This is a genomic window from Methylobacterium sp. 142-1Y (assembly GCF_057747795.1).
In genome coordinates this window covers 2,484,912-2,502,500 of sequence record NZ_CM173224.1, presented here as the reverse complement: position 1 = coordinate 2,502,500, position 17,589 = coordinate 2,484,912, and the positions used below count along the sequence as shown (strand labels likewise).

The following is a 17,589-nucleotide window of genomic DNA, read 5'->3' as shown; positions in this document are numbered from 1 at the left end:
GCCGAGGCCAGGACCGTCGAGAGTTCCCCCGGGTTGGCGACGGTCAGGCTCGTCGCGACCGCCGCCCAGAGCCGGGCCCGCACCAGGCGGACGTAGAGCACCGCGCCCAGGGGCGCGAGGGCGAGGTAGCCCAGGACGACGAACCAGTGGACCACGCCGAGACCGGCCTGCTGTCCGGCCAGGGCCAGGAGACCGACTCCGAGACCGAGCGCGAGCAGGACGCCGGCAAGGGACAGCACGTAAACGATGTAGGGCCGGTAGAAGGCGCGGGCCCGCAGGGTCGAGGCGAGGCGCGCGTTGCCGAGGCGGACCGCGCCCGCGAAGGCGCGCGCCTCGCGGGCGCGGTAATAGGGGATCAGCAGGAACGTCGCCGGGATGCAGGCCAGGGCGGCGACGAACAGGGCGGTCGCGAGGCGGCCGATCGTCGTGCCGGCATAGGCCGGGTTGAGGATCGTTTCGCCCGCCTTGCCGCCCGGCTTCGGCACCAGCAGGTCCGTCGGCGGCGAGAAATCGGACGCGACCACGAGCGCGAGGCCGAGCCCGATCAGCGGTCCGAGCCCCACGAGGTAGAACAATAGCCACGGCCCCAGCAGCTTGCGCCCGCGCGCCTCCGAGTTCAGCCGGCTCGTGCCGATCAGGGTGTGGTCGATGCGGTAGCGCTCCTGGCTCGCCCGCATGAACGGGAAGGCGAGCCCGAAGGTCAGAGAGACGAGAAGCCACCAGCCCGCCGCCCGGGCCGCGTAGACGGAGGCCGAGCCGTCCTGGCCGAGCCGGATGCCGCGCCACAGCGTGCGCATCGCCCGGTAGCGGCGCCCGCGATAGAGGGCGTATTGCCCGAGCACGAACAGGGTGACGAAGGAGATCACCACCGAGAACGGCGCCAGCCGAGGGAACGCCAGGGAGATCGCGAACAGGCCGAGATAGACCGGCACTAGGAGCACGAGCGCCACCAGGAAACCGAGAAACAGTTCCTTGCCGGTGCCGGTATACTCGGCCGGCGACCCGTCGATGGCGGTGCGGCTCCAGAAGAACCGCCGCAGGTCGGTCATGTACCAGAACCGGTAGACGCCGAAGGTCACGAGCGAGAGCAGGAAGCCCTTGAGGGCCAGCCAGGTCAGGCCGTCGAGCCGCGTGTCGAAGGTCACGGGCGCGCCCTGCTGCGCGGGGCCGGGTGTCGCGGAGGTCATCGGGTCGTCCTCTGTCTGGGCGCGCGAACCCGGATTCGTCACCCTCGGTTCGCGAACCGGCTCGTCTCCTGGCGTGCCGCGCAGCTTACGCAGGGAGATGTCGGGGGACCAGCGGAGGTTGTCGGCCACCCCGGATTATTCACGGCGTCGTCGCATGTCCGGGCGCCCATACCGTCCCGGACGCCCATGCCCTGTCGGGCATGCGCCGCCTCGCGCCCCGATCACGCCCCGGCCTGCACGTGCGCCTCGCCCTTCTTCTGCGGCCGGATCCGGTACCAGCCGACATAGAGCGCCGGCAGGAAGAACAGGGTCAGGAAGGTCGCCGCGATGATGCCGCCGATCATCGCGTAGGCCATCGGCCCCCAGAAGACCTCGCGGGCGATCGGGATCATGCCGAGGCTCGCGGCCGCGGCGGTGAGCAGGATCGGGCGCATGCGGTGGCAGGTCGCCTCCACCACCGCGTCCCAGGGATTCATGCCCTCGGCCTCGAACTCGTCGATCTGGGTCACCAGGATCACGGCGTTGCGGATGATGATGCCGATCAGCGCCAGGATGCCGAGGATCGCCACGAAGCCCATCGGGGCGCCCGACGGCAGAAGGGCCGCGACGACGCCGATGAGGCCGAGCGGCGCCACGCTCGAGACGAGGAAGAGCTTCTGGACGCTCTGGAGCTGCACCATCAGGAAGAAGGCCATCACCAGCAGCATCACCGGCACCACCGCGGCGATCGGGCCCTGGCCCTTCGCGGCCTCCTCCACGGCGCCGCCGGTCGCGACGTCGTAGCCGTCCGGCAGCTCGGAGCGGAACTGCGCGATGGCGGGGGCCAGCGCGTCGACGACCGTCGGCGGCTGGGTCGTGTCGGTGATCGAGGCGCGCACCGTGATGGTCGGCATCCGGTCCCGGCGCCAGACGATCGGCTGTTCGAGGTCGTAATGGATCTTGGCGAAGGCGAGCAGCGGCACGGTGGCGCCGCCGGCGGTCGGCACCTGCAGGCTCTGGAGCGTGTCGACGGAGCGGCGCTCCGGCCCCTGCGCCCGGCCGACCACGTCGACGAGGTAGATCGCGTCGCGGACCTGGGTGATCGTGGTGCCGCCGACCACGCCGTTGAGGATGCCGGCGATGTCCTGCGAGGTCACGCCGAGCTGGCGCGCCTTGTCCTGCAGGATCTCGACCCGCAAGACCTTGCCGGGCTCGTTCCAGTCGAAGGTCGGCAGGCCGACATGCGGGTTCTGCGCCACCAGGTTGGCGAGTTTCAGCGCCTGCGCCCGCACCACCTGCAGGTCGGGGCCGCTGATGCGGTACTGGATCGGCCGACCGACCGGGGGGCCGAGGTCGAGGGGATGGATGAACACGTCGGTGCCGACGAAGTCGCGCCGGGCGAGCGCGTTGAGCCGCGCCATGGTGCGGTCGCGGGCCTCCAGCGACACGGTCTCGATCACGATCTGGCCGAAGAACGCGTTGGAGAGCTGCTGGTCGAGGGGCAGGTAGAAGCGGATCGCGCCCTGGCCGACATAGGAGCTCCAGCGCTTGATCTCGGGGTCGCCCTTCAGGGCCAGCTCGAACCGGTCCATCTGCGCCTTGGTCTCACTGATGCTGGCGTTCTGCGGCAGGGTCATGTCGACCAGCACCTCGGGCCGGTCGGAGGCCGGGAAGAATTGCTGCTGGACGTGGCCCATGCCGACGATGGCGGCACCCAGCAGGCCGACGCAGGAAGCGACCGTCACCCAGCGGAAGCGCATCGCCGGCAGCAGCAGGGCCCGGAAGCCGTTGAGCAGGCGGCTCGGCTTCTCGTGGTGGCCCTTCATGGTCTTCGGCAGGATCTTGACGCCGATGAGGGGGGCGAACAGCACCGCCACCACCCAGGAGACGAGGAGCGAGGCCGCGATCACCACGAACAGCGAGTAGGTGTACTCGCCCGCCGCCGAGCCGTTGAAGCCGATCGGCAGGAAGCCCGCCACGGTGACGAGCGTGCCGGTGAGCATCGGGAAGGCGGTGGAGGTATAGGCGAAGGTCGCGGCCTTGTGCAGGCTGTCGCCGGCTTCCAGCCGCGCCACCATCATCTCGACGGTGATCATCGCGTCGTCGACGAGGAGGCCGAGGGCAATGATGAGGGCGCCGAGCGAGATGCGTTGCAGCGTGACCCCCATCACCTCCATGATGACGAACACGATGGCGAGCACCAGCGGGATCGAGAACGACACCACGAGGCCGGCCCGCATCCCGAGGCTCAGGAACGAGACCACGAGCACGATCACCACCGCCTCGACGAGGGCCTTGGTGAAGCCGCCGACCGCCTCCTCGACGATCCTGGGCTGGTCCGAGACGAGGTGGATGCCGACGCCGACGGGGAGTTCCGCCTCGACCTGGCGCATGCGGGACTTCAGGGCCTCGCCAAATTCGAGCAGGTTGCCGCTCTGCTGCATGGCGATGGCGAGGCCGATCGCAGGCCGGCCGTTGTAGCGGAAGAGCGCCTCGGGCGGGTCGGTGTAGCCGCGCTCGATCTCGGCGACGTCCGAGAGGCGGAAGAAGCGGTCGTTGACCCGCAGGTTGATCGCCTTCAGGCTGTTCTCGTCGGTGAACTGGCCGCCGACCCGGACCGAGACCCGCTCCGGCCCGGCCTGGATCACGCCCGAGGGCGCCACCGCGTTCTGGGCCTGCAACGTCTTGATCAGCGACTGCACGTCGACGCCGAGGCCGGCGAGCTTGCGGGTCGAGAAGCCGAGATAGATCACCTCGTTCTGGGCGCCGATGATCTGGGTCTTGCCGATGCTCGGCACCTTGATGATCCGGGTGCGGACCGTCTCGACGTAGTCGCGCAGCTGGCGCATCGAGAGCCCGTCCGCCGTGAAGGCGTAGACGTTGCCGTAGACGTCGCCGAACTCGTCGTTGAAGAACGGGCCCTGCATGCCCTGCGGGAAGGTGCCCTTGATGTCGCCGAGGCGCTTGCGGACCTGGTAGAACAGCCACGGGATCGTCTGCGGCGGGGTGGTGTCGCGCAGGTTCACGAACACCGTCGCCTGGCCGGGCGTGGTGTAGCTCCTTGTGTAGTCGACCGCGCCAATCTGCTGCAGCTCCTTCTCGATCCGGTCGGTGACCTGGTCGAGGGTGTCGCTGATCGTGGCGCCGGGCCACACCGCCTGCACCACCATGGTCTTGATCGCGAAGGCCGGGTCCTCCTCGCGGCCGAGCTTGCGGTACGACATCGCGCCGGCGACGATCGCCACCACCATCAGGAACCAGACGAAGGAGCGGTGCGACAGCGCCCATTCGGAGAGGTTGAACGACTTCATCGGGGCGCGGCCTCGCGCTGAAAGGGAGTCAGAGCATTTTCCGACGAAGGGGATACCGGTTCGTCGCAGAAAATGCGGCTCAATCAAAGACCGGGAGCGGTGTCCGATCGCGGCGCGATCGGGCGCTGCTCTGGAAGGCGGGCCGCGTCGGGCCGCGCGCGAAAAGATCAGGGAGCGGTCAGAGACCGGAGTCGGCGAGGCGCACCGCCTGTCCGTCCTTCAGGCTGTGGACGCCCGCCACCACCACGGTCTCGCCGGCCTTCAGGCCGTCGCTCAGGGTCACCGCATCGTCGGCGCGGGGCGCGGTGTCGGCGGGCGGGACCACCGCGACGTCGCGGCGGGCGACCGATTTGCCGTCCGGTGCGACGACCCAGACGCTGGTGCGGCTCTCCTCCCGCAGGAGGGCGGTGGCCGGCAGGGTGATGCGGGGCGGTGTGGCGCGCGCCAAAGCCACCGTGATGGTGGTGCCCAGCCGGAACGCTTCCGGCGGATCGGTGAGGGTCATGCGCACCCGGCGGGTGCGGGTCGCCGGGTCGGCGAGCGGCCCGATCTCGCGCACCCGGCCCTTGGCGGTGATGGTCGGGGCGGCCTGGAGCGTCACGGTGAACTCGGTGCCGGCCTTGATGCCGGCCATCAGCCCGTCCGGGATGTCGACCACCGCCTCGCGGATGTCGGGGCGAGCGAGCGTCACCACGGCCTGGCCGGCGCTCACCACCTGCCCGACCTCGGCGCTCCAGGCGGTCACCACCCCGTCGACATCGGCCTTCAGGGTGGCGTAGCCGAGCTCGTCGGTCGCCTTCTGGAGGGCGGCCCTGGCCTGGGCGAGGCGCGCCGCGGCGGTGTCGCGGGTGGCGACCGCCGAATCGAGGGCGGCCTGGGTGACGTTGCCGCCGTCGAACAGGGTGCGCTGGCGCCCCTCGACGGCATTGGCGTTGGCGAGCTGCGCCTCCGCGTCGGTGACGTCGGCCCGGGCCCGGGTGACGGCGAATTGCAGCACGGTGGGATCGAGGGCGGCGAGCCGGGCGCCCCTGGGCACGAGGTCGCCGACATAGACGTCGCGGGCGACCATCCGGCCCGGCACCCGGAACCCGGCTTGCGTCTGGTAGCGCGGCTCGACCGTGCCGGCGAAGGGGCCGAAGGTCTCGGCGGTGCGGACCTCGACGCGGGTGGTGAGCACCGGGCGCACCGGCGGCGGTGCCTCGGCCTTCTTCTCCTGGCAGGCGGCGAGAAGGACGAGGATGGCGAGGGCGGGGACGTGTTTCACCGTCCGTCCTCCCCGACCACCGCGACCGTCTGGCCGGGGCGCAGGAGCTGGATCCCGGCCGTCACCACCCGCTCGCCCGGCTCGATGCCGTCCGACAGGACGATGGCCGAGCCGGCGTAGCGGTCGATGGTCACGGTCTTCGGTGCGACGGTGCCGCTGCCCGGATCGAGCACCCAGACCGCCGGCCGGTCCTGCCAGCGAAACAGCGCGCTCCAGGGCAGGCTGACCGCCTGCCGGGCGCGGAAGCGGCCGAGGCCCGCCACGGTGGACCCGAGCGACATCTCGGGCGGGACCTTGGAGAGTCCGATCTTCACCCGCACGCCGCCGGACGACGGATCGACCGCCGGCGAGATCTCCCGCACCGTGCCGGTGGTGCGTATCCGCGGGTCGGACAGGAGGATGATGTCGATCGTCTTGCCCTCCGGCGGCTCGGCGAGCAGTGTCTCGGAGACGATGAACACCGCGTCGCGCGGCCCGTCCTGGGCCAGGGTGAACACCGTCTGGCCCGACTGCACCACCTGGCCGGCCTCGGCGTTGCGCGCCGTGATCATGCCGGCGACCCCGGTCTTCAGCTCGGTATAGGAGAATTGCTCGCGGGCATTGCCCAGAGCCGCCTTGGCGGATTCCACCGAGGCCTGGGTGGTGCGCAGGGTCTGCTCGGCCTGGTCGTAGGCGGTGCGGGTGGTATAGCCGCTGCGCATCAGCGATTGCTGCCGCTCGAAGCTCACCTTCGCCTGGGTCAGCAGGGCCTCGGCCGAGGCGAGCGCCGCCTGCGCGGTGTCGACGTTGACCTGCTGCTCCTGCGGCTCGAGCCGCGCCAGCACCTGGTCGGCGGTGACGTGCTCGCCGACCTCGACCAGGCGCTCCTGGATCTTGCCGCTGACCCGGAAGGCGATGTTGCTCGAGAACTTGGCCTGGATGTCGCCGGTCAGCACGACCTCGGCCGAGACCGGGGCGAGCGCCGCGGTGACGACCCGGACCTGGGCGGGCGCGCCGGGAGGCGGCGCGGGCTTCGTCTCAGGCGCCGCAGGCCGCGCATCGTCCTTGGTCGTGTCCTTGGCCGTGGGGGTGGGCGCATCGGCGCGGGCTTGGCCCGCGAGGATTTGCCCCGCGAGGAGCAGGGCGGCCGTCACGGCCGAGCGGTGGAGGCCCCGGAGGATCGGGCTGGGTGTCATGGTCGTCGAGCGCACCGGTTCGGCGTGGGACGGGAAGCCCCGAAGGACAGCACGGGCGGAGGGCGGATGTGAAGGAGCGGCCGCGAGGGGGCGGATGCGGCCGCTCCTTCCAGATGTGGCGTGCCGCCCGGTCGGGAAGCGCCGCCGCATCTGTGACGAGGCCCCGGCGCCAGGCCGGGGCGAACGCGAAAGGGATGACCGGCTCAGAGCCCGCTCTGTTCGACCCGGCAGGCCGTGCAGGGCGCCGCCACCGGATCGATCCGGGTCCAGGCGATGAGCCCGGCCCAGCCGGCGATGGCGACGAGCAGCAGGGCTGCCGCCGGCACCGCCCCGCGCCGGGGCAGCAGCGGATGCGCGCGGGAGGCCGCGGGAGCGTGGAGGTCGAGACCGTTCGGCAGGCGGGTGAAACCGGGCCGGGCCGGGAGGGTTGGAGGGGACCGGCTGATCCGGGATGGGCACATCACCGTGCGGGCCATGGCGCACTCCTTGAAGGCGACACCCATCTCGTACTAATAACTGACCAGGCAGTCAATAAGGGCACGAGATGGCAGTGGCGGGACAGCGCCGGCGGCGCAAGGAGGAGCGGCCCGGCGAGATCGTGCAGGCGGCGTTCGAGGAATTCGCCCGCAGCGGCTTCGCGGCGACCAAGCTCGACGACGTGGCGGCCCGCGCCGGCATCACCAAGGGCACGATCTACCTGTACTTCCCGAGCAAGGAGGACCTGTTCCTCGCCACCATGCACGAGATGAGCCGCCCGTCGCGGGAGCATCTGGCGGCGCTCACCGCGGCGCCGGAGGGCTCCGCCATGGCGATCCTGCGCACCCATTTCGCCTTCGAATACGCCCAGATGGTCGAGGACCGGCGCACCCGCGAAATCATCCGGATGCTGCTCGCCGAGGTCAGCCGCTTCCCCGACCTCGTCGAGCGCTGGCGCGCCGAGGTGATCGGCCCGGAGGTGGAGGCCTTGCGCCGGGTCGTCCGCTACGGGATCGCGCGGGGCGAGTTCCGCGCCTCCGCCGCCGAGGAATTCCCCCACCTGCTCTTCGCCCCGGTCATCATGGCCTGCACCTGGCGGCTGATGTTCGGCGACGACCACGCCCTGGACGGCGCGGCCTACCTGGCCGGGCACCTGGACCTGCTGGAGCGGGGATTGGTGCGGGGGGAGGGGGACTTGGCTCCAAACCCTCCCCCCTCTGCGGGGGAGGGTGGCGAGCGGAGCGAGCCGGGAGAGGGGACGACGCTTCCGGAGAAGTCGCGACCAATCTGAAGGACGCCACTTTCTTCGCCGTCGCGCTGCCCCTCTCCCGGCCCCTGCTGACGCAGGGTCCACCCTCCCCCGCAGAGGGGGGAGGGTTCGACCCGCGCGAGCCGTCCGGTCGGGAAGCCCGTTCCCGCCGCCCCGCTCCCGCCGCAATGCGGCGGGACCAGTGCGCCACCGGGGGCGCGACGCGCTTCACCGTCGCTTCACCACGAGGGGCGGGCGTCGCCGAAGGACATCGTCATGCTGCGCCCGTCCCGTCTGCTCGCCGGTCTCCTGGCCGGTCTTCTGCCTGCGGCTCTCGCCGCGGCGACGCCGGCGCTCGCCCATCCCCATGTCTGGATCACCACCCGGGCCGAACTCGATTACGGGCCGGACGGGGCATTACGGGCGGTGCGGCACGCCTGGACCTTCGACCCGACCTATTCCGCCTTCGCGATCCAGGGCCTCGGCCAGTCGCCGGCCGGGCCGATCAACCCGGCGGCGCTGGCGGCGCTCGCCCGCGACAATGCCGAGAACCTAGCCGAGCAGGGTTATTTCACGCTGCTGAAGGTCAACGGCCGCAAGCAAGATCTCGGCACCGCGACCGATCCGGCGATGACCTTCGCGGACGGGCAGCTCACCCTGCGCTTCACCGTGCCGCTCAAGGCGCCTCTGGCCGGCACCGCCTCGCTCGAGGTCTACGACCCGACCTACTTCGTCGCCTTCAGCCTCGCCGAGGGCGACGACGTCGCGACGCTCAAGGGCGCCCCAGCCGGCTGCCGCGCCACCGCCCACCGGCCGAAGACGGCCGCGCCGGCACCCGCCGCCACCGGCATGTCGGAGGCGTTCTTCGAGGCGATGACCGCCGCCTCGACCTACGGGGTGCAATTCGCCAACCGGATCGTCGTCGCATGCTGACCGCGCTCAGCCTCAATCCCCCGTCCCGCACCCTCCAGCGCTTAGGGCTTGCCGCCCTCGCGGTGCTGGCGGCCGCCGCACTGCTGGCGGCCCTGCTCGGCATTCTGGCGCCGGGCTTCCGGGCTCCGCCGCGCTCGCCCTTCGGCATCGGCTTTCGCGAGGCGGCGCCCACCGGCGCCACCAGCCTCGGGGCCTGGCTGCTCGCCATGCAGGCGGGTTTCTCCCGGGCGCTCCAGGCGGCGGTGTCGGCGGTGAAGGCCGGGCGCGACGGCACCCTGACCCTCGTCGGCCTCGGCTTCGCCTACGGTGTGCTGCACGCCGCCGGGCCCGGCCACGGCAAGGCGGTGATCGCCGGCTACCTCATGGCCGGCGAACGGGCGTTGCGTCGCGGCTTCGCCCTGAGCCTGCTCGCCGCCCTGCTGCAGGCGGTCGTCGCCCTGGCGCTGGTCGGCGGCGGCGCGGTCCTGCTGCGGATGACCGCGTCCGGCCTCAACCAGGCCGGAACGATGATCGAGACCGCGAGCTTCGCCTGCGTGGCCTTGCTCGGGGCGGCGGTGACCTGGCGCAAGGCCGGGCAGCTCGCCCGGCTCCTCAACCGCGAGGCCGGACCGGCCTGCGGATCCGATTGCGGCCATGCGGGTCTTGCCGACGGAGCCAAGGTGGAGCGCCTGACGACCTGGCGCGAGCAGGCCGGCGTGGTCTTCGCCGCCGGCACGCGGCCTTGCGCCGGCGCGGTGCTGGTGCTGGTCTTCGCCCTCTCGCAAGGCATCCTGTGGGCCGGCATCGCCGCCACCCTGGCGATGGCGCTCGGCACCGCGATCACCACCGGCGTGCTGGCGGCGCTCGCGGTCTTCGCCAAGGCGCTGGCCCTGCGGCTCGCCGGCGGCCGCGGCCAGGGCGGGGCGATCGCGGTCGGCGTCCTCGAATTGTGGGCCGCCGCCTTCGTGCTGGTGCTGGGCGCCGGGCTGCTCTCCGGCTGGGCCGCGAGCGCCTTCTAGGTCGAAAGCCTTCTAGGCCACCGCCGCGACCCGCGCGCGGCGCCGCCGCGGGCTCGCCGCCACCGCCACGGAGGCGAAGCTGATCTCCTGGCGCTCGCGGGCCACGAAGGCGCCGGGCATCTCGGCCTGCATCTGCACCTCCAGCTCGCGCAGCAGCGCGTCGGTGTGCTGCGGATAGAGATGCACGATGGCGAGCCGCCCGACATTGCCGGCGCGGCACAGTTCCACGCCCTTCTGCCAGGTCGAGTGGCCCCAGCCGCGACAGGCCGGGTACTCGCCCTGCGTGAACATCCCGTCGTAGACAACGAGATCGGCGCCGCGCACGAAATCGAGCAGGGCCGGGTCGGGCCAGGGCTCGGAATGTTCGAGGTCGCTGATGTAGCAGGCGGTGCGGCCGCCATGGCGGAAGCGGTAGCCGGTGGCGCCCTGGGGATGCTCGAGCGGGATGGTGTCGACCACCGCGCCGTCCGGGAAGGTCAGGCTCTCGCCGGCCTTGAACCCGTGATGCACGAAGCGGGCGGGGAACATGTCGAGGGTGATCGGGAAGAGCGGCGGCGAGAACAGCCGGTCGAGGGGCTCGGCCGCGCTCGCCCCGTCGAGGTTGCCGCACCAGGTGTGGATCTCGCAGGCCGGGTTCAGCACCGCCGGCTTCATGAACGGCAGGCCGCCGACATGGTCGAGGTGGAGGTGGCTCAGCAGCAGGTCGATCCGCTGGGGCAGCCGGTCGCGATGATGGACGCCGAAGGCGTTGATGCCGGTGCCGGCATCGATCACGAACAGCCGCTCGCCGCAGCGAACTTCCACGCAGGGGGTATGCCCGCCGAATTCCACGAATTCCGGACCGGAGGCGCAGGTCGACCCCCTGACGCCCCAGAACCGGAACGTCAGGCCGGCTTCCATGAGAGGACCCCTCGTTGTCATGCCGGCGACCGTGATGGGGTGAGTGGGGGTTGGATGTGCGATGACGCACATGGCGGATGCTCCGGCCGGTCGGTCCGGCAAGACACTAGGTTGGGCTGTGCACGAGAGATGTGCCTCACGAACGATGAGCGCAAGACGAAGGTTCCCCCGGACGGCCTAATCTGTCGTTAAGCCGTGTGCTCGCGCACCGGGCCTGTGGACGATGGGGCATCTTGCCCGAGCGCGGCCGTCGCGGGAAGTCCCGCCTCGGGATCATCGGCGGGAGGCGATCCGGCGCCGGTCTGCACCACGGTGTTGCGCTCGGCCCGCAGCACGAGGTCGAAGGGGATGCCCGATTCCGGCCGGCACTCGTCCGGCAGGCAGACCACGAGGCCGCGCCCGGCCCGGGCCGCCCGCAGCCGCGCGATCCCTGCCATGATCTCGGGCGCGCCGCGATCGTCGAGGGCGAGGCCGACCACCAGGATGTCGGGCCGACGCACCAGGCAGCGGGCGAGGTCGATCGCCAGGCGTTCCGACGGCGTGAAGCCGTCGCGGCCCGAGAGCCCGCTGTCGGCCGCCCGCGGATCGACCTGGGTGGCGAGGCCGAAGCGGTAGACGCTCCGTTCCAGGCCGCGCTCGCGCAGCACCGTCTGCATCAGGCTGCGCACCCGCGCGCCGGCCCCGGCCTCGGCGCCGGCGATCCGGCCGAACAGCAGGTTCTCCTCCAGGCTCGCCGCGGCGGTGACCTTGCCGGGATCGTAGAACTCCACCGAGCCCTGGAGCGAGGCCGGCAGCAGGGCCGCGAAGGTGCGCCGCGCCGCGACGAGGCGCGCCTCCATCGCCTCGTCGATCAGGCCGAAGCGGTGCCGGGTCTCGCTGTAGCGCAGGCACAGGCCGATCAGCCGGGCGCGGTCGCGCTGGCCGGCCGGGCCGCGGCGCCAGCCGGAGGCCTCCGGCTGGCGCGCCACCAGATCCTCGAAGAAGCCGCGCTCCCGGGCCGGGAAGAGCGAGAAGGCGTCGAAGAGCGGGTGGTCGTCGGGCAGGTCGGAGAAGATCTCGACGGTGGCCCGGGCGATGGAAAGCCCCATCTCGGTCATCGGCCGGGTCAGGCCTTCCGCCTCCAGCACCGCCCGGGTGAAGGGATGGCCGGCGAGCCGCGCCTCCGAGAAGGCCGAGCCGACGGGCGCCCCGAACAGGATGTTCTCGCCCACCGTCGCCTGGCGGTTGTAGCGGGCGGGATCGAACGGCTCGATCAGGTGGGCGGCCTGGTCCGCCGTGAGCGCGGCGCGAAGCGCATCCCGGGTCTCGACGATGGCGGCGGCGGTGGCGGCATCGAGCCGGCGCGGCAGCACGCTGGCGAGCCCGCGGCCATAGACCAGCCGGTCGAGTCCGGTGACCGACAGGGCCTCGACCAGCCGCTCCTCCAGTTCGCGGGACTGCGGAGCGCTCGCCTCCGGGCTCGATCCGTCGGCGAAGGCGGGGTCGCCGTAGAGCAGGTTCTGCAGCAGCGTACCGCTCATCAGCACCGGCTCTGCCCCCGCATAGGCGATGCGCCGGGCCCGCTCCGCCGGATCGACCGAGCGCAGGTCGGTGCCCGCGTAGGAGACCGCCCCGGCGGTGGGTTCGAGCTGGCCGGCGATCAGGGCCGCCAGCACCCGGCTGCCGCTCCCGCGGTCGCCGAGGATCGCGACGTGGCCCGGCATCGGCACGGTGAGGTCGAGGCCGATCAGCCGCTCGCCCGAGGCCGGATCGTAGGCCGCGACGCGCGACAGCACGATCGGACCGCCGTCGGGCAGCGATTCGGACTGGCTGCGCAGGCGGCGCGGCGCCCGGGCGCGGGCCTCGAGCGAGGCGGTGGCGCGGGCGATCTCCCGGAAGGCCGGCAGGGCGGCGCGGCGGCGCCGGTTCTGGCGCAAGAAGGCGGCGACGGCGCTCGACGCGACGGCGAGCGCACCGAGCACCGCCGACAGGCCGCCGGCACTCACCGGGGCGGTGGGCGTCGGGCCCTGCCAGAGCGCGGCGGCGAGGACGATCGTCGGCACCAGCACGGCGATCGCCAGAGCCGGGGCGCGGGCGCGGGAGAGCTCGTCCTCGGTCTCGGTCAGCGCCCGGCGGGCCCGCTCGGCGACGTGGCCGAGGCGGGCATGCTCGAATTCGGTCGTGCCGTGGGCCCGCACCGCCGGCAGGCGCCGCACCAGGTCGGTCAGGCCGCGCTCCAGGGCGGCGCCCTCCAGCCGGCGCTGGTCGTCCCGGCGCTCGGTGCGGGCGATGAGGAGCTGGCGCGCCAGCGCCGCCGCCACCAGGCTGATGCCCGCCACCGCGACGAGGCGCGGCGCCACCGCGGCGGCGACCGCGAGCGTCACCAGCACGGCGCCCGCCGCCAGCGCCGGGACCAGGATGCCGACGGCGAGCAACCCGTCGGCGGCGCGGATCGCCGCCCCGACCTGGCCGGCGAGAGCCCGGGCATCGTCGCGGGAGGCCGGGCCTGAGCGCAGGATCGCCTCCTCGGCCAGTTCCCGCAGGCGGCGCACCGCCTCTCCTTGCGCCTTCACGCAGAGCCGGGCCACGCCCCAGCCGAGGAGCGCGAGGCTGAGCGCCACGCCGATCAGGCAGCCGAGCGCCCACAGGGTCAGGGCGCTGTCCGGCAGCGGCCAGCCGGACATCAGCACCAAACCGTGCCCCTGGCCGCCGCTGAGCCGCTCGGGCAGCGGCACCACGAGGTGGAGGAAATGCAGCGGCCCCCGTCCCGGCTCGGCGAGCGCCAGCAGCTCGTCGACGAGGTCGCGGAGCGCCAGCAGCCCGAGCCCGACCAGCGGGCCGCCGAGCCCGAGGGCGACGGCGACGGCGACGGCGTGCCGGCGCTTGGCGGCGCGCCAGGCGAAGACGATCGGATCGCGGTCCATCAGAGCGGGCGACGGAACCGGGGGGAGGGAGCGCCAGAGAGTGGGGCGCCGGTGGGCCGCGCCGGTCCGGTGCGCGGGGGCAGGCCCGAGGGCCGTCTCGCGATGGTGACCATGGGCCTCCTCGATGTTGCGCGAGGTATGGGCCGCGCGGGCCGGAGCGGTCAAGCCGGGTGGGTGGACGTCGACACCCGTTCGTTCATCCGTCGAGGAGCGCTGTCGTCCAGCACAGACGTGCGCAACCGCACCCGGTCTCGTCCCGCGCGGGATTATCGTTTGGATTTTGCGGGGGTGCGTGGTCGCACATCGCGAAAATTATTCTTGCGTCATTCTCATCTTCATCGAATGACGGCAGATATTTCGCCCGCAAAGACAATCTCTCGAAAGGCAATGACGTCATGAAGACGATCGCGATCACGACCGTTCTGGCCGTCTTCGCCGTGCCGGCCGCCGCATGGGCCGAAGGCGGCGAAGGCAGCCGGCAGGCCGCCGGCGGCGGGTTCATGAGCAGCTACGTCACCGGCCCCTATCACGATCCCCGCTCGCAGTTCTCGCAGCGGGCCGGCACCGGCGAGATCCAGCGCGAGATCCTGGGCGAGATCCTGGGCCAGCCGATGGTTGCCGAGCGCGGCCGCTGGGCCGTCGGGCGGTAACCGGTCTCTCCTCCTCCCCTTCGCGGCATGGCTGTCCGGGGAGGTGATACCAACGGTCGTTGGAAACGACCTTTGGTTCCGCTCTCGAATTTTCGCCAAGCCTCTGGTTTGAAATCGAAAATTCGAGATGGATCAATGGCCCGATGCGTCAGCATCTTGGGCCATTGGTATGACTGCGCTCGATCCGAGAAGCTCTCGATCCAGGAAGCTTTTGTCATCCTTCACCACAAGGACCCCTCGTGGACAGCAGCATCATCCAGGGCATTTCCACCTTCCGCGGCAGCGTCTTCCCCGGGCAGCAGCGGATGTACGAGCGCCTCGTGCGCGACGGGCAGCAGCCCAAGGCGCTCATCATCGCCTGCGCCGATTCCCGGGTCTCGCCCGAGCACATCACCCAGGCGGGCCCCGGCGAGCTGTTCGTCTGCCGCAACGCCGGCAACATCGTGCCGCCCTTCGCCGAGATGAATGGCGGCGTCTCCTCGGCGATCGAGTACGCGGTGGTGGCGCTCGGCGTGCGCGACATCGTGGTCTGCGGCCACTCGGATTGCGGCGCCATGAAGGGGCTGATGCAGCCCGGGGCGCTGAAGGACATGCCGAACGTCGCCGCCTGGCTGCGCCACAGCCACGCCGCCGACCGGATCGTCTGCGAGGCCTATCCGGACGACATCGACCCGACGGACCGCCTGCGGGCGCTGGCCCTCGAGAACGTGGTGGTGCAGCTCACGCATCTGCGCACCCATCCGAGCGTGGCATCGGCTTTGGCCAGGGGGCGGCTCTCCCTGCACGGCTGGTTCTTCGAGATCGGGACCGGCACCCTCCACGCCTATGACGGGAGCCGCTTCGTGGCGCTCTCCGACGACGCCGCCCTGCCGGTGGCGGAGGTCTCGGTGCCTCGATTCGCGGCCGCCGATCTGTCGGTGCGGGCGGCGGCGGAGTGAGGCGGTTTTGCCGCCGACTTGTTCCGGTGGAACGGAGCAGGTCGACCCTTGCCGAGGCGATTCCCGGGCTTGCCCGGGATCGCTCCAGAGTGTCGGCGGAGCGCATTCGGTCACGATCGGGTGACAATCTTCGGGCGGCCCCGCATCCACGGCATGGATGACGGGACAGCCCCCGCCGATTCGCGCTTCCGACGAACGACGGTGACGCTAGATAAGGCGCCATGCGTACCGCCCGGATCGTCCCCCTCGTCGTCGCGACGGCCCTGTTCATGGAGAACACGGACTCGACCGTGCTCGCGACGTCGCTGCCGGCGATCGCCGCGGATATGGGCGAGGACCCGATCGCCCTGAAGCTGGCGCTCACCTCCTACCTGGTCAGCCTGGCGATCTTCATCCCCATCAGCGGCTGGGCCGCCGACCGCTACGGCGCCCGCACGGTGTTCCGCTGGGCGCTCGCGGTGTTCATGGCCGGCTCGCTCGCCTGCGCGGCCTCGAACTCGCTCGGCTGGTTCGTCGCCGCCCGCTTCCTCCAGGGGATGGGCGGGGCGATGATGGTGCCGGTCGGGCGCCTCGTGCTCCTGCGCAGCGTGCCGAAGGGCGAGCTGGTCCAGGCGCTCGCCACCCTCACCATCCCGGCGCTGGTCGGCCCGGTGATCGGCCCGCCGCTCGGCGGCTTCATCACCACGGCCCTGCACTGGCGCTGGATCTTCTTCATCAACCTGCCGATCGGGCTCGCCGGCATCCTGCTCGCCACCCGGTACTTCCAGGACATCAAGGAGGAGGCGCGCCCGCCCCTCGACCTCGTCGGCTTCGTCCTCTCGGGCACCGGGCTCGCGAGCCTGATGCTGGGACTGGCCTCCAGCGGGCGCCACCTCCTGCCGGAAGCGGTGTCCTGGGCCTGCACCGGCGCCGGCATCGTGCTGTGCGGGCTCTATCTCGCCCATAGCCGCCGGGTCGAGCATCCGGTGATCCGCCTCGATCTCCTGGCGTACCCGACCTTCCGGGCGGCGGTGCTCGGCGGCAGCCTGTTCCGCATCGGCACCGGCGCGATCCCGTTCCTGCTGCCCCTGATGCTCCAGCTCGGCTTCGGGCTCGATCCGCTGCATTCGGGCCTCATCACCTTCGCGGCCGCCGCCGGCGCGCTGTTCATGAAGACCATCGCCGCCCGCATCCTGCGCGCCTTCGGCTTCCGGGCGGTGCTGACCCTCAACGCGGTGGTCGCGGCGGCTTTGCTCGCGGTCAACGGCCTGTTTACCGCCAGCACGCCGCATGCCCTCATCGTCGCGGTGCTGCTGATCGGCGGCTGCTTCCGCTCGCTGCAATTCACCGCCGTCAATGCCATCGCGTATGCCGACGTCGATCCGCGCGACATGAGCGCGGCGACGAGCCTCGCCAGCGTGGCGCAGCAGCTCTCCTTGAGCATCGGGGTCGCCTTCGGGGCCTTCGCGCTCCAGTCGGCGGCCGAATGGCACGGCCGCACCGAGATCCGGGCGGAGGATTTCTGGCCCGCCTTCCTGGCGGTCTCGATCCTCTCCGGGCTCTCCACCTTCTCGTTCCGCCGCCTCGCCCCGGAGGCCGGCGCCGAGGTCTCGGGCCACCGCATCGTGCAGGTGAAACCCGCCGCCGACGCGACCTGAGCTTTCCTGAAGGAACTTTAAGCCCACGCTTCAGCCGGCATTCAGCGTGACGGTGCGATACCTCGGGACATCGGGCACGGCCAAGCCGCAAAGTCGGCTCCGGTGCTCGCGACGTCTTCCCTCACTCTCGAAATCATGGGGATTTGCCATGAAGCGCATCGCATCCGTCTGCGTGGCCGCGGCGACCTTGGCGAGCGTGACCCTGGCCGGCGCCGCCCCGGCCGAGGCGCGCTGGCGGGCCGGACCGGCCTTCGCCCTCGGCGCGGTCGGCGGCCTCGCCCTCGGCAGCGCGATCGCCGCCGGTGCGCGCCCGGCCTACGGCTACGGCTATGCCCCCGGCCCGGCCTACGGCTACACGCCGGTCTATGGCGGGCCCGCCTACGGCTACGCCCCGGCCTATGGCCCGGATTGCTACACCGTCCGCCGCCGGATGGTCGACGAGTTCGGCGACGTCTATATCCGCCGCGTGCGCGTCTGCGACTGATCTCG

14 protein-coding genes (1 of these 14 cut by a window edge) are annotated in these 17,589 nt (G+C 71.7%); 7 read left to right on the top strand and 7 right to left on the bottom strand.

Going from position 1 to position 17,589, the window contains the following annotated elements; translation table 11 throughout:
- The 5 genes from AC3AOF_RS11415 to AC3AOF_RS11395 all read right to left on the bottom strand — a co-directional run.
- A protein-coding gene (locus AC3AOF_RS11415; protein ID WP_488348580.1) for a DUF898 family protein crosses the window boundary here: on the bottom strand, positions 1–1,187 show its 5' portion. Its footprint begins 79 nt before the window's first position; only the first 1,187 of its 1,266 coding nucleotides appear in the window; its start codon is at positions 1,185–1,187; its stop codon lies beyond the left edge, outside the window.
- Positions 1,188–1,408: 221 nt separating this feature from the next.
- Positions 1,409–4,477, bottom strand: a complete 3,069-nt coding sequence (locus AC3AOF_RS11410) for an efflux RND transporter permease subunit (protein ID WP_488348579.1) — start codon at positions 4,475–4,477, stop codon at positions 1,409–1,411.
- A 178-nt stretch (positions 4,478–4,655) separates the two neighbouring features.
- Positions 4,656–5,741 (bottom strand): efflux RND transporter periplasmic adaptor subunit, encoded by a 1,086-nt coding sequence (locus AC3AOF_RS11405; RefSeq protein WP_236992426.1) that lies wholly within the window; start codon positions 5,739–5,741, stop codon positions 4,656–4,658.
- Positions 5,738–6,916, bottom strand: coding sequence for an efflux RND transporter periplasmic adaptor subunit (locus AC3AOF_RS11400; RefSeq protein ID WP_236992425.1), 1,179 nt, complete (start codon positions 6,914–6,916; stop codon positions 5,738–5,740). The genes AC3AOF_RS11405 and AC3AOF_RS11400 overlap by 4 nt, the downstream gene beginning before the upstream one ends.
- Positions 6,917–7,119: 203 nt before the next feature.
- Positions 7,120–7,392 carry a hypothetical protein gene (locus AC3AOF_RS11395; RefSeq protein WP_236992424.1) on the bottom strand — a complete coding sequence of 91 codons (273 nt, stop codon included), beginning with the start codon at positions 7,390–7,392 and terminating at the stop codon, positions 7,120–7,122.
- 68 nt (positions 7,393–7,460) lie between these two features.
- Here AC3AOF_RS11395 and AC3AOF_RS11390 point away from each other — a divergent pair, with 68 nt between their 5' ends.
- From AC3AOF_RS11390 to AC3AOF_RS11380, 3 genes are all read left to right on the top strand, one after another.
- Positions 7,461–8,183 carry a TetR/AcrR family transcriptional regulator gene (locus AC3AOF_RS11390; protein WP_488348578.1) on the top strand — a complete coding sequence of 241 codons (723 nt, stop codon included), beginning with the start codon at positions 7,461–7,463 and terminating at the stop codon, positions 8,181–8,183.
- Between the two features lie 234 nt (positions 8,184–8,417).
- The gene (locus AC3AOF_RS11385; protein ID WP_236992422.1) at positions 8,418–9,074 is read left to right on the top strand and encodes a DUF1007 family protein; all 657 of its coding nucleotides are present in this window, start codon (positions 8,418–8,420) and stop codon (positions 9,072–9,074) included.
- A complete protein-coding gene (locus AC3AOF_RS11380) occupies positions 9,068–10,072 on the top strand; it encodes a nickel/cobalt transporter (protein ID WP_236992421.1) in 1,005 nt (334 codons plus the stop codon). The genes AC3AOF_RS11385 and AC3AOF_RS11380 overlap by 7 nt, the downstream gene beginning before the upstream one ends.
- Positions 10,073–10,084: 12 nt before the next feature.
- Here the strand turns inward: AC3AOF_RS11380 and AC3AOF_RS11375 are convergent, their stop codons facing one another.
- Entirely contained in the window at positions 10,085–10,993 is a 909-nt protein-coding gene (locus AC3AOF_RS11375) for an MBL fold metallo-hydrolase (protein ID WP_442919330.1), read from the bottom strand.
- A 167-nt stretch (positions 10,994–11,160) separates the two neighbouring features.
- Positions 11,161–13,875 carry an ABC transporter ATP-binding protein/permease gene (locus AC3AOF_RS11370; protein WP_236992419.1) on the bottom strand — a complete coding sequence of 905 codons (2,715 nt, stop codon included), beginning with the start codon at positions 13,873–13,875 and terminating at the stop codon, positions 11,161–11,163.
- Positions 13,876–14,270: 395 nt separating this feature from the next.
- On the opposite strand from AC3AOF_RS11370, the gene AC3AOF_RS11365 reads away from it, so the two are divergent.
- The 4 genes from AC3AOF_RS11365 (at position 14,271) to AC3AOF_RS11350 (ending at position 17,584) form a co-directional block, all read left to right on the top strand.
- Positions 14,271–14,525 carry a hypothetical protein gene (locus AC3AOF_RS11365; protein ID WP_236992418.1) on the top strand — a complete coding sequence of 85 codons (255 nt, stop codon included), beginning with the start codon at positions 14,271–14,273 and terminating at the stop codon, positions 14,523–14,525.
- A 239-nt stretch (positions 14,526–14,764) separates the two neighbouring features.
- Positions 14,765–15,463 carry a carbonic anhydrase gene (locus tag AC3AOF_RS11360; protein ID WP_236992417.1) on the top strand — a complete coding sequence of 233 codons (699 nt, stop codon included), beginning with the start codon at positions 14,765–14,767 and terminating at the stop codon, positions 15,461–15,463.
- Positions 15,464–15,684: 221 nt separating this feature from the next.
- Positions 15,685–17,100, top strand: a complete 1,416-nt coding sequence (locus AC3AOF_RS11355; RefSeq protein WP_236992416.1) for a DHA2 family efflux MFS transporter permease subunit — start codon at positions 15,685–15,687, stop codon at positions 17,098–17,100.
- A 148-nt stretch (positions 17,101–17,248) separates the two neighbouring features.
- A complete protein-coding gene (locus AC3AOF_RS11350; protein WP_236992415.1) occupies positions 17,249–17,584 on the top strand; it encodes a hypothetical protein in 336 nt (111 codons plus the stop codon).
- The last annotated feature ends 5 nt before the right edge of the window (positions 17,585–17,589 follow it).

Bases quoted from the DNA above. Each gene is read 5' to 3' on its own strand.
- AC3AOF_RS11380 (WP_236992421.1), top strand. From the start codon at position 9,068: ATGCTGACCGCGCTCAGCCTCAATCCCCCGTCCCGCACCCTCCAGCGC.
- AC3AOF_RS11410 (WP_488348579.1), bottom strand. From the start codon at position 4,477: ATGAAGTCGTTCAACCTCTCCGAATGGGCGCTGTCGCACCGCTCCTTC.
- AC3AOF_RS11370 (WP_236992419.1), bottom strand. From the start codon at position 13,875: ATGGACCGCGATCCGATCGTCTTCGCCTGGCGCGCCGCCAAGCGCCGG.
- AC3AOF_RS11375 (WP_442919330.1), bottom strand. From the start codon at position 10,993: ATGACAACGAGGGGTCCTCTCATGGAAGCCGGCCTGACGTTCCGGTTC.
- AC3AOF_RS11355 (WP_236992416.1), top strand. From the start codon at position 15,685: ATGCGTACCGCCCGGATCGTCCCCCTCGTCGTCGCGACGGCCCTGTTC.
- AC3AOF_RS11395 (WP_236992424.1), bottom strand. From the start codon at position 7,392: ATGGCCCGCACGGTGATGTGCCCATCCCGGATCAGCCGGTCCCCTCCA.
- AC3AOF_RS11385 (WP_236992422.1), top strand. From the start codon at position 8,418: ATGCTGCGCCCGTCCCGTCTGCTCGCCGGTCTCCTGGCCGGTCTTCTG.
- AC3AOF_RS11400 (WP_236992425.1), bottom strand. From the start codon at position 6,916: ATGACACCCAGCCCGATCCTCCGGGGCCTCCACCGCTCGGCCGTGACG.
- AC3AOF_RS11390 (WP_488348578.1), top strand. From the start codon at position 7,461: ATGGCAGTGGCGGGACAGCGCCGGCGGCGCAAGGAGGAGCGGCCCGGC.
- AC3AOF_RS11350 (WP_236992415.1), top strand. From the start codon at position 17,249: ATGAAGCGCATCGCATCCGTCTGCGTGGCCGCGGCGACCTTGGCGAGC.
- AC3AOF_RS11365 (WP_236992418.1), top strand. From the start codon at position 14,271: ATGAAGACGATCGCGATCACGACCGTTCTGGCCGTCTTCGCCGTGCCG.